The sequence below is a fragment of the Bordetella sp. N genome (assembly GCF_001433395.1).
In the GTDB taxonomy this organism is placed as follows: domain Bacteria; phylum Pseudomonadota; class Gammaproteobacteria; order Burkholderiales; family Burkholderiaceae_B; genus Bordetella_C.
The window spans coordinates 456,588-483,574 of record NZ_CP013111.1 but is presented as its reverse complement, the minus strand read 5'-3'; the positions used below and the strand labels follow the sequence as shown (position 1 = coordinate 483,574).

The following is a 26,987-nucleotide window of genomic DNA, read 5'->3' as shown; positions in this document are numbered from 1 at the left end:
AGCTGGAACGCGAATGGAAAACACTGGCCTGGCGCCGTATTCTTTAAAAATGCGAAGAATAGATCGCATTTACGAATCGCGCTTCCACGCGCCCTCCTGCTCACACTGGAAAGCTCGCAATGACCACCCCCCCTCACACCACCCTTACCACCGCCCCGCTCGCGCCGCTGCTGGCGCGACTGTTCGAACAGGCCGACGCGGCGACCAGCCCCGCGGCCGCCGCCATTCCGCGCGACGAGCGCGACCGGCTGATGCAAAGCAGAACCGAGTACCTCGATTTGTATGGCCGGCTGAAGGATCTGTGGCTGCCGGTCTCACGCGAGACCGGCGCCCTGCTCTACATGCTGGCACGCAGCATCAAGGCCAGGAACATCGTCGAATACGGCACGTCCTTCGGCATTTCCACGCTGCACCTGGCCGCGGCCCTGCGTGACAATGGCGGCGGCCGCCTGATCGGCAGTGAATTCGAACCCGGCAAGGTCGCCAAGGCGCGCATCCACATGAACGCCGGCGGCGTGGCCGACCTGGTGGAGATCCGTGCCGGCGACGCATTGGAAACGCTGGCCACCGATCTGCCCGACAGCATAGACCTGGTCTTGCTGGACGGCGCCAAGGCCATCTACGACGACGTCCTGCGCCTGCTCGAACCCCGGCTGCGCCCAGGCGCCCTGGTCGTCGCCGACAACGCGGACATGTGCCCCGCCTACGTCAAGCGCGTGCGTGCGCCGGACAGCGGCTATCTGTCGGTGCCTTGCAACGACGATGTCGAACTGTCGATGCGGCTCGGCTGACAGGCCAAACGTGCGCCGGCGTTGAGCAGCGGCTCAGTCCAGCTTCACGCCGGCTTCCCGGATGACCTCGCCCCAGCGCCGCGTCTCGTCGGCGATGTAGCGTTGATAGGCTTCCGGCGTACTGCCCAAGGCCTGTGCGCCCTGCGCCGTCAGCTGCTTGCGCACTTCATCGGCCTGCAGGGCCTTGAGGATCTCCTGGTTGAGCCGCGTGACGATGGCGGGCGGCGTGCCCTTGGGCACCACGACGCCCTGCCAGGCGCCCACCTCGAAGCCCGGCACCACCGTCTCGGCGACCGTGGGCACGTCAGGCAACAGGGGGCTGCGCTTGATGCCCGTGACGGCCAATGCCCTCAACCTGCCGTCCCGAATGAAGGCCAGGGAGTCGTTCAGCGTGTTGGCCATGAACTGCACCTGCCCGCCGACCAGGTCCGTCATCGCCGGCGCGCTGCCGCGATACGGCACATGCATGGCTTGCGCGCCGACGGCATGCAGCAGCATCAGCGCGCCCAGGTGCGTCACGTTGCCGGTGCTGGCCGATCCATAGGACAGCTTGCCGCCCTGCGCGCGGGCGTAGGCCACGAAAGACTGGATATCCTTGGCGGGCACGGAAGGATGCACCAACAGCACCAGCGGAATCACGGCCGTCGACGCCACGGCCTGGAAGTCGCGCTGAGGATCGAATCCCAGCTTGGTGTACAGATTGGGACTGAGCGCGATGGACGAGGTGTTGTACAGCAAGGTGTAGCCGTCCGCCGCGGCCTGCGCCACATGCTGCATGCCGATATTGCCGTTGGCGCCGCCCCGGTTCTCCACCACGATGGTCTGCCCCAGTTGCTCGGTCAGCTGGCGCGCCAGCACGCGCGCCACCAGGTCGGTCGGGCCGCCCGGCGGGAAAGGCACCACCAGGGTCACCGGCCGTTGCGGCCAGTCCGCGGCCGTCGCGGGCACGGGCGCCAGCGCGCCCAGGCCTATGCAGACCGCCACGACGGCGGCCCATGCAGCTCGTAATGCCATGATTGTCTCCTCGTGCTTTTTATGTATTTTTTGGGGTGTGCCCCCGGGCCGCGCGCGTTACGCCGGTCGGCCGGCCAGCAGGCGTACCGCCGTGTACTCCATGACGGCCGTGCCGTCCTGATTGCGCACCGTGATCGCGGACGTCACCACGGCTCGATTGTTCTTGGACGTCGGCTTGACGCCGGTGACCGCGACTTCGGCCCAGATGGTGTCCCCGGCCACGACAGGCGCCAGGATCTTTTTGTGCACTTCAAGCAAGGCCAGGCCGGTACCCTGGACCATGGTCTGCATCAGCATGCCTTCGATCAGGCCATACGTCAGGGCGCCCGGCGCGGGGCGGCCCTTCATCGCCCCGTGCTCGAACGTGGTGTCGATGAAGATGGCCTCCAGCATGCCCGTGACGCTGATGAAATTGACGATGTCGGTCTCGGTGACGGTACGGCGGAAGGTGTGGAAAAGCTGGCCCTCGCGCAGGTCCTGCCAGTAGTAGCCCTGCCCGAGCAGGGGCGGATTGGATGTCATGGTGTCATTCTCCTCATGGTGGGTGATGATGTTTCTTGCGTTCGCGGCGAGCACGAGCGGACGCTGCACTGGCGGGGTACGGCGCAGTCAGGCGAAACCGCCCAGCCCGGCGATATCGGCTTCGCTCAAGCCCGCCTCGCGCAGCACTTCCCGGGTGTGCTCGCCCAGGCGCGGCGCCATCGCCGGCGCCACGTGGTTGTCGGCCAGGCGCACCGGACTGCGGGTGTAGCGGTAGTTGTGTCCCTGGCCATCGTCGACATCGACGAACAGGCCCACGCTGCGCAGATGCGGATCCCGCGGCAGGTCCTCCAGGCGATTGACCGGCGCGGCCGGGATCTCCAGCTCGCCGCACAACGCCAGCCAATGCGCCGTCGTGTGCCGCGCCACGATCTCGCCGGTCAGGGCATACAAATCTTCGATGTGGCGCGTGCGCGCCGCGATGCCCAGAAAGCGCGGATCCGCCGCCAGGTCCGCATGGCCGCTGTGGGTGAAGAAGCGCTGCCAGTGGCCATCCGTGTAAGGCATCATGCAGATGTGCCCGTCGGCGGTCGCATAGGGCCGGCGCCAGCGCGTCAGCACGCGGGGATAGCCCATGGCATCCGGCGCCTCGGACAGATGCCCGCCGTACAGATGCTCCACCATCAGGAAGGAGGTCATGGACTCATACATGGGAACTTCCAAAGCCTGCCCGCGGCCCGTGCGCTCGCGCTGGAACAGCGCGGCCAGGATGGCATGCGCCGCCACCAGCCCACACGTCTTGTCCGCCGCGACCGTGGGCAGGTATTGCGGCGTTCCGGTCTGGCGCCGCATCAGGTCCGCCACGCCGGACAAACCCTGGATGATGTCATCGTAGGCGGGCTGGCCGTCGTAGGCGCCGCCACTGCCGAAGCCGTAGAGTCCCGCATACACCAGACGCGGATTGCGCGCGCACAGCGTCGCGGGGTCGAGGCCCAGCCTGGCCATCTTCGATGGCCGCATGCTGTGCATCAACACGTCGGCACCATCGACCAGGGTCAGCAAGGCGGCACGCGCGGCGTCCTGCTTCAGGTCCAGCACGACACTGCGCTTGTTGCGGTTGATACCCAGGAAGATGGCGGCCATGCCCGCTTCGCGCGCCGGCCCCGTGTTGCGCGTGGAGTCGCCGCCCGGCGCCTCTATCTTGATGACGTCAGCACCGTAATCGGACAGCACCTGCGAAGCATAGGGGCCGAAGACCACGGTGGTCAGGTCGAGTATGCGTATGCCGCCTAGCGCGGCCTGCTGCGGAGTGTGTGCGGAGCTCATGACAGGCCATCCTAAAGATGGCCGCCACGCGCGTCTAATAGGCCTTCGGTATGGCGCGATATTGCACGTGTATGGGCGTGCCGTCCGCCGCCGTCAAGGCGTCAGGACGGCCCGTCCCACCACCTTGCCCGCCACCAGGGACGCCAGCACCGCGTCGGCTTCATCCAGGGGATAGGTCTTCACGGGTATGGGCTTGACCTTGCCTTCGCGCACCAGGGCCATCAGTTCGCGCAACTCCTGCAGATTGCCCACGTAGCTGCCGATGATGGACACCGCCTTCATTGGAATCAGCGCCAGCGACCAGGACGAGGCGCCGCCAAACAGCCCCACGATGACCAGCTTGCCGCCCTTGATCAGCGTGTCGAACGCCGCGCCGGTGGTCGCCGGGGCCCCGACCAGGTCGACGGCCGCCTGCAAAGGCTTTCCACCATTGGCTTTGACGATCTGCTGGGCCGCATCCGCGGCAGCGCCGTCGATGGCCGCAAGCGCGCCCGCGTCCAGCGCTGCCTTGCGCTTGGCGGGATCGAGGTCCACCACGATGGCGCCCTTGCCGCCCAGGGCATGCAGGATCTCGATGGCCATCAGGCCCAGCCCGCCCGCGCCGAAGATGACGATGGGATGGTCGCGATAGATTTCCGGGCCGATCTGGCGCAAGGCTGAATAGGTGGTCAGGCCCGAGCAGGCGTAAGGGGCGACGGTGGCGGGATCCAGGTCGCCGATGTCGATCAGGTAGCGCGCATCGGGCACGCGCAGATATTCGGCGTAGCCGCCGGGACGATAGACCCCCAGGGATTGCGGCGCCGTGCAATGGTTCTCGCGGCCCGCGGCGCAGGCCGGGCAGGCGCCGCAACCTATCCACGGATAGACCAGGTAGTTGCGTCCGGGGTGGACGTCCTTGGCCTGCGGCCCCGCCTTCTCCACCGCGCCGACCGTTTCATGCCCCAAGGTCAGCGGCAGTTTGACGCCGCGGTCCTTCAAGGACAGCCGCTTGCCCTGGCCCAAGTCGTATCCGCCCTCCCACAAATGGATGTCGCTATGGCACACCCCGGCGGCGCGCACCTTCAGCAGCACTTCAGCGCCCTGCACATCGGGCAAGGGCTGCTCCAGCCGCTGCAAAGGTTGGTGGAAGTCGACTACGCAATAGCATTTCATGGCCTGTCTCTCCGTTCTTGTTGTAGAAGCCCGAGGGCTCAGTGACGCACAAGGGGACACTCGCTATCCGCCAGCGACACGAACACCTGATCGCCCGGCACGGTGGACAGAATACGATAGAAATCACCGGGATGACGGGACTCGCTCGGCTTCTTCACCTCCACCAGGTACAGGTCCATGATCACCCGGCCATCCTCCGGACGGACTCGGGCATTCTTGATCAACCTGGTGGTAATCGGCAGCTCGCGCATCTTGCGGTTGACCGCCACGCCATCGAAAGTACCGGCCGCCTGCACGGCCTGCAGATAGTGCGTCGTCGCGACGTAGCTCAGCGCATGCACGATGGAGGGCACTTTGTCCCAACCGGCTTCCTTCTGCCAGCGCCTGGTCCAGGCCCGCGTGTCGTCATCGGCATCCCAGTAGAACGCATCGGGGAACACCAGTCCTTGCGCGACCGGCAAGCCCATGGCCGCGACATCGGTGATGAACGTCAGGAAGGTGAGCATGCGCTGCTTCGATTGGGTCACCCCGAATTCCTGGGCCTGCTTGATCAGGTTGACCAGATCACCGCCCGCGCTGGCCAGCCCGATGACCTGCGCCTGCGAAGCCTGGGCCTGCAGGATGAAGGACGCGAAGTCAGTGGCCCCCAGCGGATGGCGCGCGCTGCCCAGCACCTTGCCGCCGGCGCGCTCGACGAAGCGGCTGGCGTTGGCTTCCAGGGATTTGCCGAACACATAGTCGCTGGTGATGAAGTACCAGCTTTTTCCTCCCTGTTCGACCGCGCCGCGCACCACCGCGTTGGCCAGCGCGTAGGTATCCGGCGCCCACTGCGTGATGACCTGGGAGCACTGCTTGCCGCTGAAGTCGCCGGCAAAGCCACCGCTGATCAGGGCCGTGCCGTTCTTCTCCTTGGCGACATAGGCGGCCGCCAGCCCAGTCGAACTCGCACCGCCGTCTACCACGGCCACCACGTTCTGAGTATCGAACCAACGCCTTACCACCGAAGACGCCACGTCCGCCTTGTTCTGGGTATCGGCGCCGATGACTTCGATCCGCTTGCCCAGTACCGTGCCGCCGAAGTCCTTGACCGCCAGGCGGGTGGCGTACTCCGAACCCGGGCCGCCCACATCGGTATAGATGCCGCTGCGGTCATTGGAAACACCGATGCGGACGACGTCCCCCGTGGGTTCGGCCATTACCGGACCCGCGCAGGCCAGCGCCAACGTGGTCATTGCAAGAACGATGCGAGCTGACATTCCCATCCTTGTCTCCTCCGGCCGGCATAGGGCCTGAACGTTGTTGCGGCAAATGCTAAGGTGGCGTCTGTGCGCAGTCTAATAAGTGTTTCGTATTGAGCGATACGGGATTTGATAATGGTCATGGATTTGCGTCAGTTACGTCAGTTGGTCACCATCGCCGAGCTGGGCAGCTATCGCCGCGCCGCCGAGGTACTGCACATCGCCCAGCCGGCCCTGTCGGTGTCGATCCAGAAACTGGAGCATCTGGTCGGCGTGCAATTGCTCGAACGGGGGACGCGCGGCGTCACGCTCACGGCCGCCGGAGAAGCGTTGGTGACGGACGCGCGCCGGGCGCTGTACCACGCCGATCAGGCCCGCCAGGCGGCGCGCCGGGTCGGGCTGGGGGAATGGGGCACCTTGCGGCTCGGCTTCGTGGGGTCAGCCACCTACACCCTGCTGCCGCGGCTGCTGCCTGCTTTCCGGGGCGCTTGCCCGGACGTTGGCCTGGAGCTGCGCGAGGACAGCACGGTGGGCTTGCTGGCGATGTTGCGGAGCGGCGAAATCGACGCGGCGCTGGTACGCGGGCCTGCCGCGGACGATCCCCTGCTGGCCAGTTGGGCCCTGGAACGCGATGACCTGATACTGGCGGTGCCCAGGGGACATCCGCTGGCGCTGCTTGAATCGGCGCCCTTGTGCGCGGCGCGGGGCGAAGCCTTCGTCGTGTACTCGCCCAAGATGGTCCCGGGCCTGTATGGCGTGACGCAGGAGCTATGCCGCAGCGCGGGATTCACGCCCCGCATCGGCCAGGAGGCGATCCAGGTGCAGACCGTGGTGAGCCTGGTGGCCAGCGGCATGGGGGTCGCTTTGGTGCCGGGGGTCGCGCGGGTCTATTCGACGCCGCATGTCGTCTTCGTGCCCTTGACCGATGCGCGCGCGCATTCAGCCCTGGCCTTGTCCCTGGTCACGCATCGCGAAGGCGCCAATGCGGCCGTGCTGAAGTTGAGGGATTGCCTGGAGCCTTGCGTGCCGACGGCCGTTGCGGCTTGAAGAGGCGCGGCGCGCATCGTGTCAGCCCACCGTTTCACCGCATAGCTGACGGACGCAGTCCAGCGCCGAATGCTCGCTGGCCAGGACGCCCGTGCCGACGCGGGCGTACCAGGCCGATTCGCTGCCTATCGCCAACCGCCATTCGCGCAGGCTGCCGGTGTAAAGACCCAGGTCGTGTTCGGCGGTGATGCCGATGGCGCCATGCACGGCGTGCGCGATATCGCACACCGGCACGATGGCTTCGCACACGCGTCCCCATGCCAATGCCGCCGCTTCCGGACGGGGATATGCGTGGGGCCCGTTCAGCACCAGTCCCGCCGCCCCGCGCGCGGCCCAGACCTGTTCCGCCATGACGGCCAGCTGCTGCTGGATGGCCTGGAAGCGCCCGATCGGCTTGCCGAACTGGCGCCGGTCATTGGCATAGGCAAGCGTCAGATGCAGGACACGAATCAACGCGCCGGTCGCGATGCCGGCATAAGCGCAGGCGGCCAGGGTGTCCAGAGGACATATATCGCTGCCGAGCATGGGGGTAGCAGCGTCCGACGCCCATGTCGCGCTGGCGGCTACCGCAGCGTGCGGCGAGGAATCCGAAACAGCGGCTTGCGACACGGGTAGCAGAACGGATTTCCCATCCACCACGGCCAGCACATGATCGGCGGCACGCAGCCATGGCACGCGTGTGCCGATCACGCGGTTGTCACCGCAGCGCCATCCATAGGGTGCGAGCGCGATCGCTCCAGTTGGCGGCGTCACACCCGCAGCGTGGATCCACGCCCGCGCCAGCACCGTATCCGCAACAGGAAAAGGCACCGCGTGATAGCCCGCCGCGAAGAACGTGGACGCCAGATCCCCAAGTCCCAGCCCGGCGCCACCCGCATCTTCAGGCATCAATGCATCAGCGGTGCCACTGGCAACGAAAGCGTCCCAGGCCGCCGTCGCCCGCCCCGCGGCCGCAGCCCCATCAGCGCCCGCCGGCCGCCGCGCCGCTTTAGCGAGGCCAGGCGCGCACGTATCCGCAAACAGCCTGTCGGAGGCAGCCCCCAGCATATCGTCTTCGTCATAGAAACTGGCGTGGTTCATCGGGGTCTCCTTAACGCAGGTCCAGGCCGCGCGCGATGATGCCGCGCAAGATCTCACGCGTGCCCCCGCGCAAGGAAAACGTGGGACTCATCTGTTCCAGATAACTGAGCGTCCGCCACAACGCATCATCGGCAGGCGGTTCCGCCAGCGCGCCAAGCGCATCGCCGATCAGCGCCGGAATGCGCTGTTCCAGCTCCGTGCCCAGGTCCTTGACCAGCGCCGCTTCGACGGCCGGGCTCTCGCCACGCGCGAGCTTGCCCGCGATCGACAGCGACATCGATCGCAGGGTCGCCATCTGCGCCAGGATGCCGCCGGTCAGCACCGCGGTCGCACTATCCTGGCTCCCCTGCCCCCGGCAAAGATCCAGCCAGCATTGCACCAGCACCATGCTCGAATACAAACGCTCCGGCCCGCTCCGTTCGAAGGCCAGCTCCGCGTTGACTTGCGCCCATCCTTCGCCCTCGGTGCCGATCAAGGCGTCCTCACCCAAACGCACCTGGTCGAAAAAAACCTCGCAAAAGTGCGCGTCGCCAGCCACGTCGACGATAGGCCGCACGGTCACGCCAGGCGCATGCAGATCCACGATCACCTGCGACAGCCCCGCATGGCGGTCTTCGACAGTGCCGTGGGTGCGCACCAGCGCGATCATGTAGTGCGCATGTTGCGCGTTGGTGGTCCATATCTTGGCGCCATCCAGCACCCAGCCCGCCCCCTCGCGGCGGGCCCGCGTGCGTATGCTTGCCAGGTCCGAACCGGCATCGGGCTCGCTCATGCCGATGCAGAAAAACGCTTCCGCCCTGCAGATCCGCGGCAGGTAGAACTGGCGCTGCGCGTCCGTGCCGTAGCGCAGGATCAGCGGGGCACTCTGGCGATCGGCAATCCAGTGCGCCGCCACCGGCGCGCCCGCGGCCAGCAGTTCTTCCGACAACACGAAGCGGGCGAAATGCCCCCGCTCGGCGCCGCCGTAAGCACGCGGCAAGGTCAGCCCCAGCCACCCCTTCCGCGCCAGCGCGCGGCTGAAGTCGGCGTCGTAGCCCATCCACGACCGCGCCAGCAGGTCCGGCGCGCGGCCCGCCAGCGCATCATGCAGAAACGCGCGCACTTCCTGGCGCAGCGCCTGGTCTTGTGGAGGAATGCTGACCGGCGACAGAAACTCGATCATGGGTTGAGCGTGGGAGAGTGGCGGCAAGCCCCACTATCCCTGCCCTGGCGCCCGTGCGTCCAATATTTTTTCAGTCAGGGGCGATATCGGAGGGATATGGCGCTGCCCTCACTCAGGCTTGATGTTGTTTTCCTTGACCACCTTGCGCCAGCGGGCCTCCTCGCCACGCACATAGGTATCCAGCTCGGCGGGCGCGCCGGTGCGCACGGTCAGGCCTTCATATTCCATGCGCTTGCGCAGTTCCTCCGACTGCGTGGCCGCGCGCGCGGCGGCGTTGAGTCGCTCGATGACATCCGGGGGCGTCTTGGCCGGCACGTACAGGCCGTACCAGCTTTCCACCGCATAACCCGGCAAGGTCGCGGCGACAGTGGGCACACCCGGCCATGCGGGCGACGGCTGCGGGCTGGTCACCGCCAAGGCGCGCAGTTTGCCGCTCTGCACGAAGGACGCCACCGCGCTGGCGGTCGCGAACATCACATCGATGCGGCCACCGAGCACATCCGTGAGCGCCGGCCCCGCGCCCCGATACGGCACGTGAGTCATCGGCACCTTGGCAAGGTTGGCGAACAATTCGCCCGCCAGATGGGCCGACGTTCCTATCCCCTGGGATGCATAGGTCAGCCCCTTGCCCTTGGCCTTGGCCGCGGCGACCACATCCTGGACGCTATGCAAAGGACTATCGGCGGGCACCACCATCACGTTGGGACCCGTTCCGATCAGGGCCACCGGCGCGAACGCGGTTTGATAGTCATAGGGCAATGAAGGTTGCAGGCTGGGATTCACCGCATGCGCGAACGAAGCCATGTCGATGGTGTAGCCGTCCGGCGCGCTCTTGGCCACGTAATCCGTGCCCAGCATGGTGCCCGCGCCCGGTTTGTTGTCGACGATGACCGACTCGTTCAATACCTTGCCCATGCCGGCGCCAAGGGCGCGAGCCAATGCGTCCGTCCCGCCGCCGGGGGCGAAGGGCACGACCAGGCGTATCGGTTTATCGGGGAACGCAGCCTGGGCCGGGTAAGTGGCGGTGCCCGCCGACAATGCCAAGCCCGCGCAGGCCAACGCCTTGCGCACCCATCCTGATGTCATGGTCTCGTCTCCTTTGTCTTGCCAGGCTCCAGGCCCGACAGCTTTTTTCTTTTGCGCTTGCAAATGCAGCGACCAGGGAAAGCTTAGATGGACCAGATCGGAAACGACAGACTCGATTTTCAACAGGCGGAATAGAGACGATCAGGACAAGAGCGATAGGCCCAGTTTGCCCAAACATTGCACAAACACGAAGAAAACTGCGCAATATCTGATCAAAACATCGTCGCGATGAAAAAAAACGCCCTCTTATCGAAAAAAATCGCAGGTGGACTTGCGCACTCAAAAAAATACGTGCTATATTCTCTCTTCTTCACCGCCGGTCCCCGATAGCTCAGTCGGTAGAGCGACGGACTGTTAATCCGCAGGTCGCTGGTTCGAGCCCAGCTCGGGGAGCCAACAACAAAAGCTGTGAAGAGAAGTACCGACACCAGAAACCGCCGCAAGGCGGTTTTTGCTTTGCGCGACGATTTCTCCGCGCAAGCCTATCCTCTCTTACTGCAGAGCAACATTCGAGCACTTAGCTTGCATGTGTGCAGCACTATTTCATCAAAACACCGGTCCGTGACGTTTTGTGCCTAACTTCCCTACAAGTTGCAGGCAATTAACGGGGTGTATTGTATTTAAGAGATAACATACATACTTGCGCGTCAAAGCTTGGCGGTGATCCCGCCAATTTTATTGAGTCTATTTTGAGCACGAGTATGACCCCTGATTTACGCTCCACGGTAATTCAGCTCGACGCGGGCCTGCGCATGATCAATAGCGCGCTTGAGCACCTTCGACTGCAATTGGAACCAAGAGTCGAAGCAGGATGGCGGCTTTCGGAAGAAGGCTGGATTCTGGTAACGCCCGATAATCGCAAACTGCAGTTAGGTAATGCGGAAAGGGCCCTGCTGCTGGCCTTGGCCCGCCATCCGGCACGACAGATGAAGCGCGACGAACTGGTCCAGACCATCAACGACACGTTGGAATCGGATCACTACAACACCGCTGCCCTGTCGGTCATGATCAGCCGCCTGCGCAAGAAGGCCGCCGCCGATGGCGTCGACCTGCCTCTGCACGCCGTCCGCGGCCAAGGCTACGCCCTGTCCACCGGTATCGACATCATGTTGCCAGCGCCTCGCGCTGAACGTCGCGCCTGATAGGCGCTCCGGCACCCACGCCGCGCTGCGGAGTGGGGATCAAGATACGGGATCGCAAACGGCTATTGCAAACGCAGATCGCAGACGCAAAAAGGGCAGCCCTTCGGGCTGCCCTTTTCACTTTCTGGTGCCGGCAATAGGAGTCGAACCTACGACCTTCGCATTACGAATGCGCTGCTCTACCAACTGAGCTATGCCGGCTGAAACCTTGGCATCAGTGTTTAAAACCCTGCCCGTATCTTGCGGCGCCGTCCTGACATCGCTGTCGTGGTCCGCTTGATAAGAGCCCGCAACTATAGCACAAGAAATCAGCGCGCATAGTCCTTCGCCAAAAAAACTTGCTTGATATCGGTGGCCCCTCAGCGCGTCTGCAGTCACGCCATCCAAGGCAGCCACATGCGATTCGCTTATGTAATGCCGGATAGCGGCTTATGACAATTCATTCATATCATATATATAAATATTCATACCCTTGCGGTACACTCCACGCTTAGTCCTGGAATGGTGTTTATGAATAGTCTGTCCTCTCCCGCCATGCCTTTGGGCAGCCCCCTGTATGAACAGATCAAGCATGCCTTGTTGGCCGCACTGGCCCACGGTGAATGGAAGCAGGGAGATGCCATTCCACCGGAAAAAATCCTGGCGGAACGCTTCGGCGTATCGATAGGCACACTGCGCAAAGCCATCGATGAACTGGCGGCGGAAAATATCCTGGTGCGTCATCAAGGCCGCGGCACTTATGTCGCCACGCATACGCGCAACCCGCATTTTTTCAAGTTCTTCCGCATCGTACGCCAGGATGGCAAGAAAGCTTATCCGACCACGCAGCTGATGCGCTTTCGTCGCGTGCGCGCGTCGGCCCCCGTGCGCGAAAAACTGGGCCTGGCCAGCGGCGCCCACGTGTTCGAGTTCAACAACGTGCTGTCGCTCAACGGCGATGTCGTCATGGTGGACGAGATCAGCCTGCCCGAAGCCCTCTTCCCCGGCATGACCGAACAGCAATTGCGCGATCGACCCAGCACGCTGTACAGCCTGTACCAGGATGCCTTCGGCGTGAACGTCATCGGCACCGACGAGCGCCTGCGCACGGGGCTGGCGACGCCGGCCCATGCGCAGTGGTTGAACGTGCCTGAAGGCGAGCCCTTGCTGCAGATCCGACGGGTCGCCTATTCGTATCACGGCATGCCGGTGGAATGGCGCGTCTCGCACGTGAACACCGAGATCTACGAATATTTAGGCAACGAGAACAAATAGCGCCCGGTCGCGCGGATCGCCCCCGTCGGGGGCGATTCTTCCATAAAAAACCTTCCTCTAAGCCGGACAACTTGTACGTTGTCGTACCACTAAAGACTTGCCCTTGACGCACACTTTTTACAAGCAAGCGCCGCGTAATCAGTTTATATTTGTCAGCGCCAACTCAAGGTGATATCGCGCAAGCGACCGCCCCCAAGTTGTACGATGACAAACATATCGCGAACCGCCCGAGGAGACCAAGGTCCCCATGCAAGCCAAGCCCGCCCCGCTGTACATCCGCATCCACGACGACGACAACGTGGCCATCGTCGTCAATGACGGCGGCCTGCCCGCCGGCACGGAATTTCCCGACGGCCTGGTCCTGCGCGAGCATGTGCCGCAAGGACACAAAGTCGCGCTGCGCGACCTGGCCCCCGGCGATGCCATCGTTCGCTACCACGTGACCATCGGCTATGCCGCGCAGGAACTGCCGCGCGGCAGCTGGGTCAACGAACGCGTGACCACCATGCCGGCCGCGCCGGGCCTGGACGACCTGCCCATCGCCACCCGCGTACCGCCGCCCGCCCCGCCGCTGGAAGGCTATACCTTCGAGGGCTATCGCAACGCCGATGGGTCGGTGGGCACGCGCAACATCCTGGCGATCACCACCACCGTCCAATGCGTGTCGGGCGTGGTCGAGCACGCGGTCAAGCGCATCCGCAACGAGCTGCTGCCGCGCTATCCCCACGTCGATGACGTAGTGGGCATCGAACACACCTACGGCTGTGGCGTGGCCATCGACGCGCCCGACGCCATCATTCCCATCCGCACCCTGCGCAACATCAGCCAGAACCCCAACTTCGGCGGCGCCGCCATGATGGTCAGCCTGGGTTGCGAGAAGCTGCAACCGGACCGTCTGCTGCCCCCGGGCACCATCCCCCTGCTCGACCGCGGCAATCGCGTCGACACGGTGACCCTACAGGACGAAGCCCACGTCGGCTTCGAATCCATGGTCACGCACATCATGCAGACCGCCGAACGCCATCTGGAAGAACTGAACAAGCGGCGCCGCGTCACCTGTCCGGTCTCCGACCTGGTGGTCGGCGTGCAGTGCGGCGGCAGCGATGCGTTCTCCGGCGTCACCGCCAACCCCGCGGTGGGCTTCGCCAGCGACCTGCTGGTACGCGCCGGCGGCACGGTGATGTTTTCGGAAAACACGGAAGTACGTGATGGCATTGCCCAGCTCACCGCACGCGCGGCCACGCCGGAAGTGGCCGAAGCGCTGATCCGCGAAATGGACTGGTACGACCGCTATCTGCAACGCGGCATGGCCGACCGCAGCGCCAACACCTCGCCCGGCAACAAGAAAGGCGGCCTGTCCAATATCGTCGAGAAGGCCATGGGCTCCATCGCCAAGTCGGGACATTCGGCGATTGCCGGGGTGCTCGCGCCCGGAGAAAAACTCAAGACCAAAGGCCTGATTTTCACCGCCACGCCGGCCAGCGACTTCATCTGCGGCACGCTGCAACTGGCGGCCGGCATGAACCTGCACATCTTCACCACCGGCCGCGGCACGCCCTATGGCCTGGCCGAGGTGCCGGTGATCAAGGTGGCGACGCGCGACGATCTGGCGCGCCGCTGGTTCGACCTGATGGATGTCAACGCCGGCAGCATCGCCACCGGCCAGGCCACCATCGCCGATGTGGGCTGGGAGTTGTTCAACTACATGCTGGACGTCGCCAGCGGCCGCAAGAAGTCACGGGCCGAAGCGTTGGGGCTGCACAATGCCCTTGCCCTCTTCAACCCGGCCCCCGTGACCTAAGGAAAGCCCACCCCCTACCGCGCTGCGCGCGGCCCCCTCAAGGGGGCGGCACTGCCGGACCGGCAAAGCCGGCTCCGGGGTGCCCCCGCCAGATTTGCCAAGACTGCGGCGCCTGGTTTTTCCAGGCGCCGTTTGTCCTTGGCGCAACACAATGATCGCCGTCTTAACGAGACGTTGACCTCTGCCTCCATAGAATCTTCACGAATGGAAATCATTTCTATCTTCAAGTAGATTCTGGAGCGTTGTCGCATGCCTGCCGTACCCCACCCTCGCCGTCCGCGGCGTTTTTTTAACGCCGGGCCGCCCCAAGTTAAACAGCGTCCCCTTGGGGGACCGGGCAACCCCCAGGGTTGCCCTGAGGGGTCCACCTCTGTGCCTGGAATGAACGCCGGCGCCAAGCCGACCTTCGCGCCGATCTTCGCACCGGTCAGCGTACTAAGTGCCGCCATCGGCCTGGCCTGCGCCAGCAACGCCTTCGCCCAAGAAGCAAATCCGCCAGCGGCGCCCGCCGCCAGCGTCACCACGCTGGCCCCCATCCAGACCCAGGGCGACGGCGTGCTCAACCCCTCGCCTTACCAGGCCGAAACCGTGCAATCGGGCAAGTTCACTCAGCCCTTGCTGGACACGCCACAATCCATCACCGTGGTGCCCAAGGCGGTGCTCGAGGAACAACAGGCCCAAAGCCTGCAGGACGTCTTGCGCAACGTGCCCGGCATCACCTTTACCTCCGGAGAAGGCAACCTGGGCTGGGGCGATATGTTCACCATCCGCGGCTTCTCTGCCGAACAATCCATCACGGTCGATGGCGTGCGCGATGCCGGCATGGCCAGCCGCAACGACCTGTTCGACCTGGAAACGGCCGAAGTTTTCAAGGGTACTGGCAGCATCGAGTCCGGCGTAGCGGCCGTGGGCGGCAGCGTCAACCTGGTCAGCAAGCAGGCTCGTCTGGGCTCCTTCTACAAGGCGTCGACCACCCTGGGCACCGATAACTATCGACGCTACACGACCGACCTGAACCAGCAGTTGTCCGACACCTCCGCGTTCCGGCTGAACCTGATGCGCCACTCGAATGACGTGGCCGCGCGCCGGGTGACCGACTACGACCGCTGGGGCGCGGCCGGCTCGCTGGCCCTGGGGCTGGGAACGCCCACGCGCGTCACCATCGACTTCCTGCATCAATACGACGACAACATCCCCGATGGCGGCGTGCCCATCCAGCGCGGCACCAACGGCGAACGCATGCCCGGCGTGGCGCGCAATGCCTGGTACGGGGACCCCGGGCTCTATAAGGACCGCACCAAGACGGATCGCGCCACCGTCCGCGTCGAACACGACTTCAGCAGTCAGGCCAGCCTCACCAACATCAGCCGCTGGGAGCAGACGGACCGCTTGACGGTGCTATCGCCCGCCCGCTTCAACTCGGCGGCCGGCACGTCGCTGGGCTATGTCGGCGTGGGCCCGCTGGTCACCAGCGCTTCCGGCATCGCGTCCTATGGCGACTACGGCTACGACACCAGCGGCTCGACCCAGGCCCGCCTGCGCGGCAGCAACTACGGCACGTCCAAGCGCTACACCATCCTGGCCAACCAGACCAATCTCAAGCTCAACTTCGACACCGCGGGTCTGCGCCACGACCTGGTCACGGGCGTGGAGGTCTATCGCGAGCGCTACGGCGATCTGGCTCGCTGGGTCGACGCGCCCGCCACCAATCCGCTCTTCGACCTGCGCAGTGGCGGCGGCGTGAACATGGGCAGTGTGTCGACCCTGGAAGGCGGCGACGGTAATCACGCCGAAGTCGTCGACGTCGGCCTGTACGTGGGCGATACCGTCACGTTATCCCCGAACTGGCTGGTGTCCGGCGCCCTGCGCTACGACCATTTCTCGGTCGACCAGGTCAGTGGCGGCGCCACCAGCACCACCCGCGACGGCGCGTGGAGCGGCAAAGTGGGCCTGACCTACAAGCCAGTCGATTACGGCAGCATCTATGTGTCCTACAGCCAGGCCGCGCAGCCCTCGGCGATCGGCGCATCGACCAACAACAACATCTATGGCGCCACCAGCAGCACGCGCTACAAGCCGGCCGTATCCAGGACCTATGAGCTGGGCTCGAAGTGGGACCTGCTGGAAGACCGCTCGCTGTCCCTGACCGGCGCGGTGTTCCGCACGGAACTGAGCGACTCATGGGACTATGGCGACGGCACGTCGGTGGTCCGATCCCTGCCGGCGAAGGAAGTACACGGCGCCGAAATCGGTTTATCCGGCAACCTGACCAGCCGCCTGTCCGCCTTCGCCGGCGTCAGCGTGATGAAGAGCCGCATCACCAAGGGCGCGAACGAAGGACAGGAGGCGAAGAACGTTCCCGACGCCACCTTCAATCTGTGGGCGTCCTATGCGGCCACGGACAAGCTGTCCTTCAGCTACGGCGTGCAATACGTGGGCAAGCGGCGCTACACCGACAACAAGTACGTGGGCGGACAGAACAACAACAGCAGCACGGTGGATGGCCCGGCGGGCAAGCACCCGATCTATGTGGAAGACGACGAGAAAGCGCCGGCCTACTGGGTCCACTCGATCGCGGCCCGCTACAAGATCGACAAGCATTTTTCGGTGGGCGTGAACGTCAACAACCTGTTCAACCGGTATTACTACAGCCAGATCGGATCGTCGCTGGACGGTTATCAGATCTACGGCGTGCCGGGCGCCGGCCGCACCGTCCTGTTCACCGTGGATGCGAAGTTCTGATCATGATGCTCAAGATCCCCGCCATTTTCAGCACCGAGGAGGCCCGCAAGGTGCGCGAGCGCCTGCTTGCCGCCAACTGGGTCGATGGCAAGGAAACGGCCGGCACGCAGTCGCGCGAGGTCAAGGAGAATCGCCAGCTTGACGGCGACGATCCGCTCGGCCGCCAGATCGGTGATGAAATCGTGCGCCGCGTGGCCCAGGATCCGGTCTTCATGTCGGCGGCCTTACCGCGCCGCTTTTATCCGCCCCTGTTCAACCGCTATGGGCAGGGCGAGTCGTTCGGCTTCCACGTCGACAATGCGGTGCGCGGCATCAAGAACGTGCGGGAGCGGGTGCGCACCGATCTTTCCGCCACTTTGTTCCTGTCCGATCCCGACAGCTATGACGGTGGCGAACTGGTGGTGCGCGACACCTACGGCGAACACCGCGTCAAGCTGCCGGCGGGCCATCTGGTGCTGTATCCGGGATCGAGCGTGCACAAGGTGGAACCCGTCACCCGCGGGGAACGCATTGCGTCGTTTTTCTGGGTCGAGAGCCTGGTGCGCGAAGACAGCCAGCGCAATCTGCTGCTGGACATGGACGTGGCCATCCAGCTGCTGACCTGGGACCAGGCCAACCCGGACGCGCTGGTCCAGCTGACTGGGTGTTATCACAACCTGCTGCGCAGATGGAGCGACGTATAGGTGCGGGTCCGGGAACGGCGCCGCGGCCGGCATGACGCCGGCCGCCAGCGCTACCTGCCGGAGCAGGCGTCGCGGATATCGCTCAAGCCTGCATGGCGAAAGACATATCGCCCAGATAGTCCAGCTTGCCCAGGGGCACGCCCTGATTGCGCAGGATGTCGTACGCCGTGGTGACGTGGAAGTAGAAGTTCGGCAGCACGAAAGTGGTCAGGTAAGGCACGGGCGTGAACCGCACGGCATAGGGACCCACCTTGAATTCGATCGCACGCTCCATGTCGGCGTTGACGTCGTCTTCGGACACGGTTTCAAGAAAGCGCACCGTCTTGGCGATGCGTTCCTGCAGCTCGGCGAACGTGGTCTCGGTGTCGGCCATGGACGGCACGGCCATGCCGGCCAGACGCGCGGCGCCGGCCTTGGCCGCATCGCTGGCCGACTGCACCTGGCGCACCAGGTTGAACATGTCCGGCGCGAGCCTGGCCTGCAGCAGCTGGTCGGCGGGCACGTTTTGCGCTTGCGCATGGGCTTCGCCCTTGCGCAAGAGTTCGGCCAGCACGTTCAGGCCGCGCAGGAAGACGGGAATGGAAACTTGGAACAACGGCATGCGGGCATCCTCGATCGGTTGGGGCATAAGCATATATGCCCAAGATTGCCCGCCCGATACTACGCCTTGTCAGTGTCCGTCGCCAGCTTGCGCGACAACTCCTTGGGCAGCGGGAAGGCGATGTTCTCTTCCAGCCCCGGCATGGTGCGCACGGACACCGCGCCCAGTTCCTTGACACGGTTGATGACCTGCTGCACCAGCACTTCCGGCGCCGACGCGCCGGCCGTGATGCCGATACGCTGGCGCCCTTCCAGCCAGGCGGCCTCGATGGAGTCGGCACCGTCCACCAGATACGCGGCCACGCCTATGCGTTCAGCGACTTCCCTCAAGCGATTCGAATTGGAGCTGTTGGGACTGCCCACCACCAGCACCAGATCGCATTCCGGCGCCATCACCTTGACGGCGTCCTGGCGATTCTGCGTGGCGTAGCAGATATCGCTCTTGCGCGGTTCGACGATGGTCGGAAAGCGCGCCTTCAAGGCGCTGGCGACCACGGCGGCGTCATCGACCGACAGCGTGGTCTGCGTTACGTAGGCCAGATTATCGGGGTTCTCGACCGCCAGCGCGGCCACATCCTCGACCGTCTCCACCAGGTACATGCCGCCGGCGGCCTGGCCCAGGGTTCCTTCGACTTCCGGATGGCCCTTGTGGCCGATCATCACCACTTCACGGCCCGCGCTGCGCATGCGCGCGACTTCCACGTGCACCTTGGTCACCAGCGGACACGTGGCGTCGAAGATGCGCAGGCCGCGTTCGTCGGCTTCAGCCCGCACGGCCTTGGAGACGCCGTGCGCGGAAAACACCACGATGGCGCCCGCCGGCGCATCTTCCAGTTCGTCGATGAAGATCGCACCCTTGTTGCGCAGGTCTTCCACCACATAACGGTTGTGGACGATCTCGTGGCGCACATAGATGGGCGCGCCGTGCAATTCCAGGGCACGCTCGACGATGTCGATGGCGCGATCGACACCCGCGCAGAAACCGCGCGGCTGCGCCAGCAGGACCTCGGCGTCCAGCGCGGTGACCATGGTGAGGGTGGCGGGCATCACAACACCCCCAGGATGTCGACGTCCAGGCGCAAGGCCGTGCCGGCCAGCGGGTGATTGAAATCGAAGACGGCCCCCGTGTCGTCCAGGCTCTTGAGCACGCCGGAGTAGCGGCCGCCGTTGGGCGCCTTGAACTCGACCAGGTCGCCAGGCTCGAAGGTGGCGTCGGCGCCGGCATGCTCGTCCAGCATGGCGCGCGTCACCCGCTGGATCAGATCCGGGTTGCGATCGCCATAGGCATCGGCCGGGGCCAGCGTGATGCTGAAGACATTGCCTTCAGCCTGGCCCACCAGGGCAGCTTCCATACCCGGCGCCCATTGGCCCATGCCCATCTGCAGGGTGGCGGGCCGACCCGTGAAGGTATCGGCGAAGGTGGAGCCCGCGGCCGGGCCGGACGCCAGCACGATGCGGTAGTGCAGGGTCAGGTAGGAATCCGGACGGACAAAAACTTGCGTGGAGTCAGCTGCGGCGCTCAAGGTCTGTCACCGTAATGGCGAAAAGCAAAACCGTGATTTTAAAGCTTTATTGGAATGCTTTTTTTGCAGGCGCTTTTTCAGACTCCAGATTGCCCCCGGCGCCCCGCCCGGATCCTCCCTACTCTCTACAGCCAAGCTACCGCCAAGATCATGACCACGAACCTGGAGCCTCCCCCGGACCGGCCGCGCGAGCGCCTGTTGCGCCTGGGCCCCGCCGCGCTCAGCGACGCCGAGCTGCTGGCGGTGGTGCTCTGCACTGGCCTGCCGGGCCGCCCCGTGCTGGCGCTCGCGCAACAGATCATCCAGCATCACGGCGGCCTGCGCGGCCTGCTGGCGGCGGCGCCCGCCACCCTGCGCGCCACCCCTGGCGTGGGCAGCGCCAAGACCTGCCAACTGCTCAGTGTCCTGGAATTGGCCCGCCGCGCCATCCACGAAGAACTTGCGCACGGGCGCGCCCTGGACCAGCCGGACCTGGTCAAGCAATATTGCGTGGCCCTGTTGGGGGACCGCAGAATAGAGCACTGCCTGGCCCTGTATCTGGATAATGGCCTGCGCCTGATCGCCACCGGGGAAGTGGCGCGCGGCACCCTGACCAAGGCCGCGGTCTATCCCCGCGAAATCGTGCGGGACGCCCTGCGCCATCACGCGGCGGCGCTGATCCTGACCCATAATCACCCCTCCGGCCGGGCCGAGCCCTCCGAGGCGGACCTGCGCCTGACCCGCCACATCAGGCGCGCGCTGGCCCTGGTGGAAGTCCGCCTGGTGGACCACCTGATCGTGGCCGGCGGGACGGTACTGTCTCTCGCGGAACACGGCAAGCTGGGATAGGCCTTGCTTTGGGGGATCGATTCGGGATAGAATCGTGAGTTACTTTTTGGATACGTGGCCCTTGCCGTCTCCGCCATCCCGCCTGTCAGACCTGAACAAGGTCAGACGCGACTCCGCTGAGAAGCGTCCGGATGGGAAGCAGACAACGGCAGGCAAGCGCAAGGCAGCAGCGCCGGCTGGCGACCCGCCCAACCCCTGAGGAAGAAATGAAAGAGAATACTCACCCCGACTACCGCGAAGTGGTGTTCCTGGACGTCCAGACCCAAAAGCAATACATCATCAGCTCGACGATCAACACCCGTGAAACCATCACGGTCAAGAACGACAAGGGCGAAGAAAAGACGTATCCGCTGTACAAGTGCGACGTGACGTCGGATTCGCATCCGTTCTACACCGGCGCGCAAACCCGCATCGTCGAAACCGGCCGCGTGGAAAAATTCCGTGCCCGTTTCGCCCGTGCCACCGGCGCCTCCAAGCCCGCTGCTGCCTGATAACGGCAAAGCGCACGCGCGAAAAAAGCAGCCTGCGGGCTGCTTTTTTTTTCCGCCAGACCCGCAACGGTGTTCCTTTCGTGGGGCCAGACCACGCGACTATCCGGTAAATTACGTACGTGTCACCGATATCACGAACCACCCCGGCACGGCTGACCGCCACCGCCACCGTCAAGCTGCCGCGCCTGGTACTCATCGTCCTGGCGCTGGCTTACATCGTCGCGGGCCTGTTCATGCGGGACCCGTGGAAAACGGACGACGTCGTCGGCCTGGCCACCATGTTGACGGCGGTACGCGACGGCGCATGGCTGCTGCCGCAGGTCGGCCACCTGGCGCATGCCGAGGAAGGCCCGCTGATCACCTGGGTGGGCGCGGGCGCGGTACGCCTGTTCGGCCCCTGGATCGGCGACATCTCCGCCGGCCGCCTGCCCAATCTGCTGTGGTTCGCCATCACGACCTGCAGCGTGTGGTACGGCACCTATTTGCTGGGCCGCCGGGCTGAAGCGCAGCCGCTGGCGCTGCCCTTCGGCGGCGAACCGACGGTGCGCGACTATGGCCGCATGCTGGCCGACGCGGCCCTGCTGCTGTTCCTGGCCACGGTCGGCATTTTGCAGCGGGTCCACGAGACCTCTGAAATCCCCGCCATCATCGCCGGCCAGGCCGCGGTGTTCTACTCCCTGGCGCGCATGCTGGATCGCCCGGTGACGGGCGCCCTGACGCTGTCCGTGTCGCTGGCCGCCTGCTTCCTCACGCGCGGCTGGGTCGGCGGCGCGCCGGTCATGCTGGCCGCGCTGATCTCCTTTTACCCGCGCAGCGCGCTCTGGGCGCAGCGGCGCTGGTTGCCCCTGGTGGTCATCGTGACCACCCTGCTGATCGTGGCGTGGTGGATACCCGCCACGCACGCCAGCGACTACTGGATCCGCAACTGGAAGTTGTGGAACCTGAATAATTTCGACTGGCCCGACGCGGCCGACATGTTGCGCACCCTGCGCGACCTGCCGTGGTACCTGTGGCCGACCTGGCCGCTGGCCTTGCTGGCGTTGTGGCGCTGGCGCGCCTGGTGCTTCTCGCCCCACGTGTGGCTGCCGTTCTGCCAGATGATCTGCGCGATCCTCCTGCTGATCGCCATCGATGAACCCAGCGAGTCCGAGTTCGTGATGTTGGCGGTGCCCTGCGCGGTACTGGCGGCTTTCTCGCTGCCGACCCTGCGCCGCGCCGTCGTCAATACGCTGGACTGGTTCGCGGTGATGTGTTTCTCGCTGACCGCCGCCACGGTGTGGCTGGGATGGGTGGCGTTGAACTTCGGCATCCCGTCCAAGATCGCCCACAACATCGCCCGCCAGACCACGGGCTACGTGCCGGAAATCTCCTGGCCGGCCACCCTGCTTGGCCTGCTCGTGACGGCCGGTTGGGTCGCCATGCTCGTCTGGCGCTTGCGGGTACGGCCCACCGCCTTATGGCGCGGCACCGTGATGTCCGCGGCCGGGCTGGCGTCGACCTGGATCCTGCTGGTGCTGCTGTGGCAACCGCCGGTGGACTACGCGCGCAGCTATCGGGTGGCGTCGCATGAGCTGGCTGGCGTCATCGCGCAGAACGTTCGTCCCGGCGAATGCGTGCGCGGCCTGGGCCTGGGCAATGGCCAACGCGCGTCCTTCCTGGTCTTCGACAACCTCAATTTCCCCTATGACAGCCGGTGCACGGTGGTGCTGCAGCAGACCACCCGCAACAGCCTGAAGGACGGCACCGCCGCCTACAGCGATGGCGCCGAAGTGCTTTGGACGGGCGGCCGCCTTGCGGACCGCACGGAAGTCTTCCGCCTGCTGCGCGTCCCTCCCCTGCCCGGCCCCCGATGACCACATCCGTAGCGCCCACCGCCTCTTTCGGGGCGGCGCTGCGCGCCATCGCGCGCCAGGCCTGGCCGGTCTTGATCAGCCAGTGGGCGGGCATCGCTTTCGGTGTGCTCGACACTGCCATGACGGGGCACTCCAGCCCGGACGACCTGGCCGCGATGTCGCTTTCCGCGTCCGTCTACATCACCGTGTTCGTCGGCTTGATGGGCGTGGTGCACGCCTTGATTCCCATCCTGGCCCAGCATTACGGCGCCGGCCGCCTGCGTGAGGTCGGCAGCACGTGGGGCCAGGGCATCTGGCTGGCCCTGGGCTTGTCCGTGGTGGGCGCCGCGTTGATGCTGTTCCCGGACATGTGGCTGTCGCTGTCAGGCGACGTCGCGCCGCCCGTGCGCGAGCGCATCGCTTCCTATCTGCAGGCCCTGGTGCTGGCCTTGCCCGCGGCATTGATCTTCCGCACCATTTACGCCCTGGGCACCGCGGTGTCGCGGCCCAAGCTGGTGATGGCCATCAACCTGGCCGGCGTGGCGTTGAAAGCCCTGCTCAACTGGGTGCTGATCTACGGCAAGCTGGGTCTGCCGCCCATGGGCGCCACCGGCGCCGGCCTGGCCAGCGCCATCGTGTCCTGGATCAGCCTGGGGGCGGGCCTGTGGGTGCTGCACGCCGATCGCTATTACGCCCGTTTCCATCTGTGCCTGGGACGCCCGCGCTGGGCGCCGCTGAAGGAACTGCTGCGCCTGGGCCTGCCCATGGGCGGCTCCTACCTGGTCGAAGTCTGCGCGTTCACCTTCATGGCCCTGCTGGTCGCGCGCGAAGGCACGCTGGTCAGCGGCGGGCATCAGATCATGTCCAACCTGGCGGCCCTCTGCTACATGATGCCGATGGCTCTGGGCGTAGCCACCGCCGCGCTGACAGCGCAGGCCATCGGCGCGCGCCAGCCCCATCTGGCGCATCGCACCGGGCTGGCGGGCCTGGTGTTGGGCGTGATCGGCGCGTTGCTGACCGCGCTGGTGCTGTGGACGGGACAGCCGCTGATCATCGCGGCCTACACCGACAATGCGCAAGTGGCCGCCGTGGCGGCCAGCCTGCTGTATGTCATCCCCCTGTTTCACCTGTTCGATGCCATGCAGTGCATCAACAGCTATCTGCTGCGCGCCTACAAGGTGGCGGTGGTGCCGCTGCTGCTGCAGGTGGTGGCGCTTGGACTGGTAGGCCTGATCGGCGGCTGGTGGCTGGGTTTCGGCCCCGGCGCGGGCGGCCTGGACTGGCTGCGCGATGTGCTGATCCCCGGCTCGCCGCGCGGCGCCGGCACCATGTGGCTGATGGCCATGGTCGGGCTGGGTTTGTCGGCCGCGCTGCTGCATGCCTGGTATTGGCACATCGTGCGCCGCAATCTGCGCGGCGCGGACGCGGAAAGCGCCACGGCGTGATGCCATGGCCTTGTTGTCATCGCGCGCCAGGCTGGCCTGCTACGCCGGCTCAGTACACCGGCGTGACAAGCGGTTTGCCGGCGAAAAAGCACTCGGCGTTTTCCAGGAACTTGCGCACGGACGCGTCGATCGCCTGCGGCGAGATGCCCGCGATATGCGGGGTCAGCACAGCGTTATCGAATTCGAGCAGCGCCGCGGGCGGGGTCGGTTCGTTCTCGTAGACGTCCAGGGCGGCGGCATGCAGGCGGCCTTCGCGTAAGGCGTCGGCCACGGCTTCCGTATCCACCAGCGTGCCGCGCGCGATGTTGACCAGCACACCCTGCGGTCCCAGCGCGTCGAGGATCGCGCGATTGATGATGTGGTACGTCGCCGCGCCGCCCGGCGCGGCCACCACCAGGAAATCGGCCCACGTGGCCAGGCTGGTCAGGTCTTCGAAATACGTGAAGTCGACGTCGTCACGGCGGCTGCGGTTGTGATAACCGATTTCCATATTGAAGCCGAGCGCGCGCCGGGCGACCTTCTTGCCGATGGCGCCCATTCCCAGGATGCCCAGTCTTCGGAACGAGGCCTGCGGCGGACGCGGGATGTCGTCGCGCCACAGGCCGTTGCGCACGCCGGCGTTCAGGAAAGGCAGGCGGCGCACGGCCGCCAGCAGCAGCATCATGGCGTGATCGGCGACGGCGTCGTCGTTGGTGCCGGCGGCGTTGGACACGGGGATGCCCAGTTCGCGGGCACGTGCCACGGCGACATTTTCGTAGCCCACGCCCACGGTGGAAATCAGGCGCAGCTTGGGCAGGCGGTTGATTTCGCTGGCGAGCAGGCCGTTGGTGCCGTTGGTGAGGACGACCTCGATCTCATGTCCCCGGGCGGTGATCTGCGCGTCGCCGTTGCTACGGTCGGCGCCCAGTTGGGCGTTGGGGGCGTAGATCATGTCGAAGCGTTCGGCGACCAGGGCGCGGTGTTCTTCCGACAGGAACACCAGCACGAGTAATACGGGTTTCATGCTTGTCTCGATTCCTTCTATTGCCCCGTAGCGGGGGGATTATCCAGGCGGCCTGGCGGCCGCCTGGAGTTGGGATGCTACCCCGGGCGGCTATTGCCGCCGGGGCGCCGCTGTGCCGGTGCGCCGCGCCGGTGTAGCGCGGCGCGCCGCGCCGCGCCGCGGGGCGGAGGCCGCAGGCCATAGGCAGCGGACCGCAGGCCAAAGGCAATAGACGATAGGCCGCAGGCCACAAGTCAATTACTCCACCTTCGCTCCGGAGGCGCGGACCAGGTTACCCCATTTGATGATCTCGGCATCGACCAGCTTGCTGAACGCGGCGGGGCTGTCGCCGGCGGGGGTCGAACCCTGGTCGGCCAGGGTTTTCTTGACCGCCGCTTCGGCGAGCACGGCGTTGATGGCCTTGTTCATCTTGTCGACGACGGGACCCGGCGTCCCGGCCGGCGCCCATACACCGTTCCACAGCACGATCTCATACCCCGGCAGGCTCTCCGCCACCGCCGGCACGTCCGGCAGCCGCGGGGAACGCTGCGCCGTCGTCACCGCCAGCGGCCGCAGCTTGCCGCTGTCGATGAAGGGCAGCACTTCCACAAGCGGCGAGAACACCGCCTGGATCTGCCCCGACAACAGATCCATATTGGCCGGCGCTCCACCCTTGTAAGGCACGTGATGCATGCTCAGATGCGCCATCTCGTTGAACAGGGAACCGGACAGATGCTGCGACGTGCCATTGCCCGCCGACCCGTAATACACCGGCGTCTTGCTGTCCCGCGCATACTCGATGAAAGACTTCAACGACGTCACGGGCAGCTTGGTATTGACCATCAGCACATTGGGAATCAAGGACACCCGCGACACCGGCTGCAAATCCTTCTGCACGTTCAAGGGCATGTTCGCGTACAGCGTCACGTTGGCGATCAACGTGGTGGTCGAGAACAAAAACGTATAACCATCGGCGGCCGACTTGGCCACATGATCCGCGCCCACATTCCCGCCCGCGCCGGCGCGGTTTTCCACCACCACCGGCTGGCCCAGATAATGCGGCAGGCGCTGCGCCAGCAGGCGCGCGGTCGAATCGGTACTGCCTCCAGGCGCCAAAGGCACCACCAGCGTCACCGGCCGCGCCGGCCAGCCACCGCCGCTGTCGGCCGCGGCCGCCTGCGCGGCCCCAAGCAGCGTCAATGAACAGAACAAGGCCGCGCAAGCCGCCACGTATCGGGTTGTCATGCTGTCTCCTCCGGCGAACTATCGACGTTCGCTCTATCAGGGA

At 65.3% G+C, this 26,987-nt stretch carries 24 protein-coding genes and 2 tRNA genes; 12 read left to right on the top strand and 14 right to left on the bottom strand.

The window, feature by feature from the left end:
- Positions 1–119: 119 nt before the first annotated feature.
- Complete coding sequence (locus tag ASB57_RS02090) at positions 120–791, top strand: O-methyltransferase (RefSeq protein ID WP_057650138.1); 672 nt, start codon at positions 120–122, stop codon at positions 789–791.
- Positions 792–824: 33 nt separating this feature from the next.
- Here ASB57_RS02090 and ASB57_RS02085 read toward each other — a convergent pair whose 3' ends face one another.
- The 5 genes from ASB57_RS02085 to ASB57_RS02065 form a co-directional block, all read right to left on the bottom strand.
- The gene (locus ASB57_RS02085; protein ID WP_057650136.1) at positions 825–1,805 is read right to left on the bottom strand and encodes a tripartite tricarboxylate transporter substrate binding protein; all 981 of its coding nucleotides are present in this window, start codon (positions 1,803–1,805) and stop codon (positions 825–827) included.
- 57 nt (positions 1,806–1,862) lie between these two features.
- Entirely contained in the window at positions 1,863–2,327 is a 465-nt protein-coding gene (locus ASB57_RS02080; RefSeq protein ID WP_057650135.1) for a MaoC/PaaZ C-terminal domain-containing protein, read from the bottom strand.
- Positions 2,328–2,414: 87 nt separating this feature from the next.
- On the bottom strand, positions 2,415–3,611 hold the full coding sequence (locus ASB57_RS02075; protein ID WP_057650133.1) for a CaiB/BaiF CoA-transferase family protein: 1,197 nt from the start codon (positions 3,609–3,611) through the stop codon (positions 2,415–2,417).
- A 93-nt stretch (positions 3,612–3,704) separates the two neighbouring features.
- The gene (locus tag ASB57_RS02070; RefSeq protein ID WP_057650131.1) at positions 3,705–4,763 is read right to left on the bottom strand and encodes an alcohol dehydrogenase; all 1,059 of its coding nucleotides are present in this window, start codon (positions 4,761–4,763) and stop codon (positions 3,705–3,707) included.
- Positions 4,764–4,801: 38 nt separating this feature from the next.
- Positions 4,802–6,019 carry an ABC transporter substrate-binding protein gene (locus ASB57_RS02065; RefSeq protein ID WP_057650130.1) on the bottom strand — a complete coding sequence of 406 codons (1,218 nt, stop codon included), beginning with the start codon at positions 6,017–6,019 and terminating at the stop codon, positions 4,802–4,804.
- Positions 6,020–6,142: 123 nt separating this feature from the next.
- Between ASB57_RS02065 and ASB57_RS02060 the strand changes: the two genes are divergently transcribed.
- Positions 6,143–7,048: a LysR family transcriptional regulator gene (locus tag ASB57_RS02060; RefSeq protein ID WP_057655849.1), complete on the top strand. Its 906-nt coding sequence runs from the start codon at positions 6,143–6,145 to the stop codon at positions 7,046–7,048.
- Positions 7,049–7,069: 21 nt separating this feature from the next.
- Here the strand turns inward: ASB57_RS02060 and ASB57_RS31785 are convergent, their stop codons facing one another.
- The 3 genes from ASB57_RS31785 to ASB57_RS02045 all read right to left on the bottom strand — a co-directional run bounded on the left by ASB57_RS31785 (position 7,070) and on the right by ASB57_RS02045 (position 10,376).
- Positions 7,070–8,128 carry an acyl-CoA dehydrogenase family protein gene (locus tag ASB57_RS31785; RefSeq protein ID WP_057650128.1) on the bottom strand — a complete coding sequence of 353 codons (1,059 nt, stop codon included), beginning with the start codon at positions 8,126–8,128 and terminating at the stop codon, positions 7,070–7,072.
- Between the two features lie 10 nt (positions 8,129–8,138).
- A complete protein-coding gene (locus ASB57_RS02050) occupies positions 8,139–9,290 on the bottom strand; it encodes an acyl-CoA dehydrogenase family protein (protein ID WP_057650127.1) in 1,152 nt (383 codons plus the stop codon).
- Between the two features lie 108 nt (positions 9,291–9,398).
- Positions 9,399–10,376, bottom strand: coding sequence for a tripartite tricarboxylate transporter substrate binding protein (locus ASB57_RS02045; protein ID WP_057650125.1), 978 nt, complete (start codon positions 10,374–10,376; stop codon positions 9,399–9,401).
- 320 nt (positions 10,377–10,696) lie between these two features.
- On the opposite strand from ASB57_RS02045, the gene ASB57_RS02040 reads away from it, so the two are divergent.
- Positions 10,697–10,772 (top strand) — tRNA-Asn (locus ASB57_RS02040).
- A gap of 305 nt (positions 10,773–11,077) precedes the next feature.
- Entirely contained in the window at positions 11,078–11,518 is a 441-nt protein-coding gene (locus tag ASB57_RS02035; RefSeq protein ID WP_057650123.1) for a helix-turn-helix domain-containing protein, read from the top strand.
- A 125-nt stretch (positions 11,519–11,643) separates the two neighbouring features.
- Here ASB57_RS02035 and ASB57_RS02030 read toward each other — a convergent pair.
- Positions 11,644–11,719: transfer RNA gene (locus tag ASB57_RS02030), tRNA-Thr, on the bottom strand.
- A gap of 309 nt (positions 11,720–12,028) precedes the next feature.
- Here ASB57_RS02030 and ASB57_RS02025 point away from each other — a divergent pair.
- From ASB57_RS02025 to ASB57_RS02010, 4 genes are all read left to right on the top strand, one after another.
- Positions 12,029–12,772, top strand: a complete 744-nt coding sequence (locus tag ASB57_RS02025) for a GntR family transcriptional regulator (RefSeq protein ID WP_057650121.1) — start codon at positions 12,029–12,031, stop codon at positions 12,770–12,772.
- Between the two features lie 247 nt (positions 12,773–13,019).
- Positions 13,020–14,573: a galactarate dehydratase gene (gene garD / locus ASB57_RS02020; protein ID WP_057650119.1), complete on the top strand. Its 1,554-nt coding sequence runs from the start codon at positions 13,020–13,022 to the stop codon at positions 14,571–14,573.
- A 381-nt stretch (positions 14,574–14,954) separates the two neighbouring features.
- A complete protein-coding gene (locus tag ASB57_RS02015) occupies positions 14,955–17,315 on the top strand; it encodes a TonB-dependent siderophore receptor (protein ID WP_057650117.1) in 2,361 nt (786 codons plus the stop codon).
- Positions 17,316–17,317: 2 nt separating this feature from the next.
- A complete protein-coding gene (locus ASB57_RS02010; protein ID WP_057650116.1) occupies positions 17,318–17,998 on the top strand; it encodes a Fe2+-dependent dioxygenase in 681 nt (226 codons plus the stop codon).
- Positions 17,999–18,080: 82 nt separating this feature from the next.
- Here ASB57_RS02010 and ASB57_RS02005 read toward each other — a convergent pair whose 3' ends face one another.
- The 3 genes from ASB57_RS02005 to ASB57_RS01995 are packed head-to-tail and all read right to left on the bottom strand — an operon-like array spanning position 18,081 to position 20,121.
- Positions 18,081–18,599: a DUF1993 family protein gene (locus ASB57_RS02005; RefSeq protein WP_057655848.1), complete on the bottom strand. Its 519-nt coding sequence runs from the start codon at positions 18,597–18,599 to the stop codon at positions 18,081–18,083.
- 59 nt (positions 18,600–18,658) lie between these two features.
- The gene (gene ispH / locus ASB57_RS02000) at positions 18,659–19,645 is read right to left on the bottom strand and encodes a 4-hydroxy-3-methylbut-2-enyl diphosphate reductase (protein ID WP_057650114.1); all 987 of its coding nucleotides are present in this window, start codon (positions 19,643–19,645) and stop codon (positions 18,659–18,661) included.
- Positions 19,645–20,121 carry a peptidylprolyl isomerase gene (locus tag ASB57_RS01995; RefSeq protein ID WP_057650112.1) on the bottom strand — a complete coding sequence of 159 codons (477 nt, stop codon included), beginning with the start codon at positions 20,119–20,121 and terminating at the stop codon, positions 19,645–19,647. The genes ispH and ASB57_RS01995 overlap by 1 nt, the downstream gene beginning before the upstream one ends.
- 150 nt (positions 20,122–20,271) lie before the next feature.
- On the opposite strand from ASB57_RS01995, the gene radC reads away from it, so the two are divergent.
- The 4 genes from radC to ASB57_RS01975 all read left to right on the top strand — a co-directional run bounded on the left by radC (position 20,272) and on the right by ASB57_RS01975 (position 24,717).
- Positions 20,272–20,949, top strand: coding sequence for a DNA repair protein RadC (gene radC / locus ASB57_RS01990; RefSeq protein ID WP_057650110.1), 678 nt, complete (start codon positions 20,272–20,274; stop codon positions 20,947–20,949).
- A 206-nt stretch (positions 20,950–21,155) separates the two neighbouring features.
- On the top strand, positions 21,156–21,440 hold the full coding sequence (locus ASB57_RS01985) for a type B 50S ribosomal protein L31 (RefSeq protein ID WP_057650108.1): 285 nt from the start codon (positions 21,156–21,158) through the stop codon (positions 21,438–21,440).
- 119 nt (positions 21,441–21,559) lie between these two features.
- Positions 21,560–23,293 (top strand): glycosyltransferase family 39 protein, encoded by a 1,734-nt coding sequence (locus ASB57_RS01980; protein ID WP_057650106.1) that lies wholly within the window; start codon positions 21,560–21,562, stop codon positions 23,291–23,293.
- Positions 23,290–24,717, top strand: a complete 1,428-nt coding sequence (locus ASB57_RS01975) for an MATE family efflux transporter (RefSeq protein WP_057650103.1) — start codon at positions 23,290–23,292, stop codon at positions 24,715–24,717. The genes ASB57_RS01980 and ASB57_RS01975 overlap by 4 nt, the downstream gene beginning before the upstream one ends.
- A 49-nt stretch (positions 24,718–24,766) precedes the next feature.
- On the opposite strand, the gene ASB57_RS01970 is transcribed toward ASB57_RS01975, so the two are convergent.
- Both ASB57_RS01970 and ASB57_RS01965 read right to left on the bottom strand, forming a co-directional pair.
- Positions 24,767–25,720, bottom strand: coding sequence for a 2-hydroxyacid dehydrogenase (locus ASB57_RS01970; RefSeq protein ID WP_057650102.1), 954 nt, complete (start codon positions 25,718–25,720; stop codon positions 24,767–24,769).
- A 237-nt stretch (positions 25,721–25,957) separates the two neighbouring features.
- Positions 25,958–26,944, bottom strand: a complete 987-nt coding sequence (locus ASB57_RS01965) for a tripartite tricarboxylate transporter substrate binding protein (RefSeq protein ID WP_057650100.1) — start codon at positions 26,942–26,944, stop codon at positions 25,958–25,960.
- Positions 26,945–26,987 lie beyond the last annotated feature (43 nt).

Bases quoted from the DNA above. Each gene is read 5' to 3' on its own strand.
- ASB57_RS02085 (WP_057650136.1), bottom strand. From the start codon at position 1,805: ATGGCATTACGAGCTGCATGGGCCGCCGTCGTGGCGGTCTGCATAGGC.
- ASB57_RS01975 (WP_057650103.1), top strand. From the start codon at position 23,290: ATGACCACATCCGTAGCGCCCACCGCCTCTTTCGGGGCGGCGCTGCGC.
- ASB57_RS02045 (WP_057650125.1), bottom strand. From the start codon at position 10,376: ATGACATCAGGATGGGTGCGCAAGGCGTTGGCCTGCGCGGGCTTGGCA.
- ASB57_RS02010 (WP_057650116.1), top strand. From the start codon at position 17,318: ATGATGCTCAAGATCCCCGCCATTTTCAGCACCGAGGAGGCCCGCAAG.
- ASB57_RS01965 (WP_057650100.1), bottom strand. From the start codon at position 26,944: ATGACAACCCGATACGTGGCGGCTTGCGCGGCCTTGTTCTGTTCATTG.
- ASB57_RS02005 (WP_057655848.1), bottom strand. From the start codon at position 18,599: ATGCCGTTGTTCCAAGTTTCCATTCCCGTCTTCCTGCGCGGCCTGAAC.
- ASB57_RS02065 (WP_057650130.1), bottom strand. From the start codon at position 6,019: ATGTCAGCTCGCATCGTTCTTGCAATGACCACGTTGGCGCTGGCCTGC.
- ASB57_RS02015 (WP_057650117.1), top strand. From the start codon at position 14,955: ATGAACGCCGGCGCCAAGCCGACCTTCGCGCCGATCTTCGCACCGGTC.
- ASB57_RS02090 (WP_057650138.1), top strand. From the start codon at position 120: ATGACCACCCCCCCTCACACCACCCTTACCACCGCCCCGCTCGCGCCG.
- ASB57_RS02025 (WP_057650121.1), top strand. From the start codon at position 12,029: ATGAATAGTCTGTCCTCTCCCGCCATGCCTTTGGGCAGCCCCCTGTAT.
- ASB57_RS02080 (WP_057650135.1), bottom strand. From the start codon at position 2,327: ATGACATCCAATCCGCCCCTGCTCGGGCAGGGCTACTACTGGCAGGAC.
- ASB57_RS01985 (WP_057650108.1), top strand. From the start codon at position 21,156: ATGAAAGAGAATACTCACCCCGACTACCGCGAAGTGGTGTTCCTGGAC.
- ASB57_RS01970 (WP_057650102.1), bottom strand. From the start codon at position 25,720: ATGAAACCCGTATTACTCGTGCTGGTGTTCCTGTCGGAAGAACACCGC.
- ASB57_RS02050 (WP_057650127.1), bottom strand. From the start codon at position 9,290: ATGATCGAGTTTCTGTCGCCGGTCAGCATTCCTCCACAAGACCAGGCG.
- ASB57_RS02060 (WP_057655849.1), top strand. From the start codon at position 6,143: ATGGATTTGCGTCAGTTACGTCAGTTGGTCACCATCGCCGAGCTGGGC.
- ASB57_RS02070 (WP_057650131.1), bottom strand. From the start codon at position 4,763: ATGAAATGCTATTGCGTAGTCGACTTCCACCAACCTTTGCAGCGGCTG.
- ASB57_RS02075 (WP_057650133.1), bottom strand. From the start codon at position 3,611: ATGAGCTCCGCACACACTCCGCAGCAGGCCGCGCTAGGCGGCATACGC.
- ispH (WP_057650114.1), bottom strand. From the start codon at position 19,645: ATGCCCGCCACCCTCACCATGGTCACCGCGCTGGACGCCGAGGTCCTG.
- garD (WP_057650119.1), top strand. From the start codon at position 13,020: ATGCAAGCCAAGCCCGCCCCGCTGTACATCCGCATCCACGACGACGAC.
- ASB57_RS31785 (WP_057650128.1), bottom strand. From the start codon at position 8,128: ATGAACCACGCCAGTTTCTATGACGAAGACGATATGCTGGGGGCTGCC.
- radC (WP_057650110.1), top strand. From the start codon at position 20,272: ATGACCACGAACCTGGAGCCTCCCCCGGACCGGCCGCGCGAGCGCCTG.
- ASB57_RS02035 (WP_057650123.1), top strand. From the start codon at position 11,078: ATGACCCCTGATTTACGCTCCACGGTAATTCAGCTCGACGCGGGCCTG.